This is a genomic window from Thermogutta sp., assembly GCF_039793925.1.
Taxonomy (GTDB): Bacteria; Planctomycetota; Planctomycetia; order Pirellulales; family Thermoguttaceae; genus Thermogutta.
Map to the genome: position 1 here is coordinate 1 of NZ_JBAMME010000306.1, position 2,997 is coordinate 2,997.

Here is a 2,997-nt window from a genome sequence, read left to right on the forward strand (position 1 = left end):
AGCCGCGCTCCGTGAGACGCTGCAAATCCTGCAAGCGGAGGCGGCCCGCGATGCCTACCTGAGGAGCACGGCCGGAGCGAGCAACATGCTGCGCGTTATTGATCCACAACTTCCGCCACCGGCACAGAACGGTTTTCCCACGCGCGCTGGCGATTGGCGCCGGCCGGGCTTTGGGTTGGGGGGTGGCTAATGCGGCGGGCGTGGTGCTTAGAAGCGCAGGTTTGGCTCAACGCGCCAAGGCAGTCGGGTAACGCGGGCGGAAGCGGGCTGCTGGAATGTACCGTACCAGCAACCACATTCGTAGATGCCGTGGGTTTATTTAGAGGTTTCCTACGCACGCGGGATATCGAGTTGGCCGACGTATTGTCGTGCGAGTCATTTGACCTCGATGATTGGGATTACAAGAAGTATCCACAAGATTCGCCCATGCGGCGTCATATTCTACATGTTGTGGAGAATAACTGCATTTGGTGCTCTGATCTTAGTCCGCTGCCTCCTCCCTTGGCGGGCATGCCGAGCCAACGCGCAAGGTTTTTCCTGATTAAGGCGAGTATTCTTGAGGAAATCGTGCCTGGTGCCAAGGGGAAAACCGCATACGCTATGTACGCCATGCCCCCAAGAACCTTAGATGAGGCTCTGGCCGAGTTGCCTGGCCTTGTAGCGGAGCGCCAGATGCGCATGGTGGATGTTGTTAGGATGTCACTGTTAGAGGATTGGGACGAACGACGCGGTCCCGAGGAACGCGATTCTTGCAAAGCGCTTGTGAAGGCTGTCGCCAGAGGACGGGTTTGGCACGGCCCGGTAATTTTCGGCCCGGCATAGGCCTTGTCGCACAAGAGTGTCCGGACACCGGCAGCAGGGCGGCGGGCCGAAAAAAGCGTGGGAAGATAGTTGGCATACAGGCATCGGCGGGAAAAGGGCGTGGGAGGAGGGCTTTTCGTGCCTGCGGCGATTGTCTTGGGCATGGGTAGTGGGCGGTGCGGGCGCCCTCGCTTGGCACGGAGTTGGGCAAAGAACAGCGCGAGGAGTTCCAAAGGTACCATCACCTCGAGCCCGGCAGGCTTCTGGCGACAATCCACCTGCGCTACGTGAAGCAGCAGCAGTGGGAAGCACTGCCCGTTGAGCCGGTCAGTCTCGACTATCGGCCGGCCGGTTCGAAAACAACGCCGCCGGAAGCCCGGTAGGAGCAGACGAGGCTTGGACCGCCGCCCCGGCCGGCGGGTCCGCACCTCGCACGCTCCCACTCCCGCGCGACGCCAATTTCGGAGTACAAAAGCGGTTGACACGTTCCGAGCGGACAGTGGGACAAGCGGGAAGCAACGCGGGGCTACTATCTACCTTCAACTGCCTCCGGAACATCTCCGGTGCGCGGGAAAGGCGGGTGTACACTCCGACAAATCAGGAAACCCAGTTGCTGCGGTGAGGGATAGAGACAACACAACGGAGAGACCTGGCAGGGATACGGCGGTGAATGTGGAAAGTGTGTCTACGATTCATCGAAGGAGGTTGGCCATGTGGCGGAAAATGGTTACTCGGCAGTTCGTGTGGTCGTGGGTGGGTGTAGTTACGGGGTTATTGAGCGCGGGGGCTGCTGTGCTGGCGGCAGAGGAGGGGCAGCGCAGCGGGCCAGAGATTCGGCCCGGCCAGACAGTGGTGGTGATCCGGCCGACCAGCTTGAAAATCGAAGCGCAGGAGCTGGCCCAGCTTTCGGGAGGCACGGAGGCGAAGGTCCTCCGGATGCAGGAGGACTGGCTATGGTGTGAAATCGATGCGGGTCAAGATTCGGTGCAGGTCGTGCAGCGACTCGGTGGGCCTCAGGGGAAGCCCGAAGCACGGCAGGAGAGCGAAGGGCAGCGGGCCGACAATCGTCATTTTAAACGGGGATTTGGCTCGTCAAGCTCCCCCTCGCCAAGAATTTGCGGGATTTCTTGTGTTCGCCGGGCGGCCGATTGGCCTTGATCGGGCAGCCAAGGATGCGTATTTTCCCGCCTTATGAAGCTGCGGGAACCGAGGTCCGACTGCGAACATCACCGGCTGGCCCAACGCATGGCCAAGCTGGAGGAAAAGCTCTTTTCGGTGATGCAACGCAACGCGGAGTTGGAAGCGGAGAACGCGAGGCTGCGCAGAGAAGTTGCTGACCTGAAGCAGCAGTTGGCCGCCGCACTGCAAAACCGCCTCTCTCCTACGCGCCAAGAGGCCAGCCTGCACAGCAGATCGCTTGCAACAGGCCCCCCCGCTGGGTCGTTGTCCTGCCACGGGCCTACACACCTTCCGAAAATTTTTTCACTTTTCACGCCCGCTTGACAACGCCCAAGGAGAGATTAGGCTCATCTCTAAGTAGTGGCGGCCCCCCGCGGGCGGGCTGTGTTTGCCTTCTTTTTGCGGCGCCGGGTATTCAAAAAATCCCAAGAGAGCAAAAACTGGCCCTTGGTCAAAACTGCCGGAAAAATCGCCGGCGCGAATCCGTGGCCTTTTTGGAAGGGAGGGTACTAGCATGCACCGAGTTTCTGTCCGTAAGGATCTGGTGTGTGTACGCCCGGAGTTGGTGGGTCTGGCGGTCCTGTTGGCCCTGCTGGCAGGTTGCGGGAACACTCAGGCGCCCGATTCCCCTACGTCTTCCCCGACTGCCCAGATGTCCCAACAGCCTTCGATACCCCAGAACGAACCTTCAATCCCCGACCAGATCGTTCGGGCCTGGGAAGAGGCAGGGGCTAAGTTCGGCTGGATGGCCAATCTGAAGGGCCAGTTCGGCTTTGTGGCGACAAAAGAAGAGGGGCTTCGCTGGCTGCCCGATTTTCTAAACGCGGAGGTGGAGTTTTTACCCGCTTTTAAGTTTTCTCGGTGGGAAGACGGGCGCGTGGCGAACGTCCCGCCGCCTGCGGTACCCTTTGGGCTGGACCTTTCCGCAAGCGGCATCACGGATTCAGGGCTAAAGGAACTAGCCGGGCTGAAAAACTTGCAATGGCTAGACCTTACCGACCCTATACTTGGTGAGGC

At 60.1% G+C, this 2,997-nt stretch carries 5 protein-coding genes; all 5 read left to right on the top strand.

Annotated elements, in window-relative coordinates:
• Nucleotides 1-190 (top strand): hypothetical protein (locus ABJK56_RS16285; RefSeq protein ID WP_347245730.1); only part of this gene is annotated, 190 nt, incomplete at its 5' end.
• Nucleotides 190-822, top strand: coding sequence for a hypothetical protein (locus ABJK56_RS16290; protein ID WP_347245731.1), 633 nt, complete (start codon nt 190-192; stop codon nt 820-822). The genes ABJK56_RS16285 and ABJK56_RS16290, both read left to right, overlap by 1 nt.
• Before the next feature lie 155 nt (nt 823-977).
• Nucleotides 978-1,184 (top strand): hypothetical protein, encoded by a 207-nt coding sequence (locus ABJK56_RS16295; protein ID WP_347245732.1) that lies wholly within the window; start codon nt 978-980, stop codon nt 1,182-1,184.
• Nucleotides 1,185-1,512: 328 nt separating this feature from the next.
• The gene (locus tag ABJK56_RS16300) at nt 1,513-1,959 is read left to right on the top strand and encodes a hypothetical protein (RefSeq protein WP_347245733.1); all 447 of its coding nucleotides are present in this window, start codon (nt 1,513-1,515) and stop codon (nt 1,957-1,959) included.
• Nucleotides 1,960-2,494: 535 nt separating this feature from the next.
• A partial coding sequence (locus tag ABJK56_RS16305; RefSeq protein ID WP_347245734.1) for a hypothetical protein occupies nt 2,495-2,997 on the top strand: 503 nt, incomplete at its 3' end.

What these genes read in the sequence shown, in the direction of transcription:
- ABJK56_RS16290 (WP_347245731.1), top strand. Translation starts at nt 190, where the DNA reads ATGCGGCGGGCGTGGTGCTTAGAAGCGCAGGTTTGGCTCAACGCGCCA.
- ABJK56_RS16300 (WP_347245733.1), top strand. Translation starts at nt 1,513, where the DNA reads ATGTGGCGGAAAATGGTTACTCGGCAGTTCGTGTGGTCGTGGGTGGGT.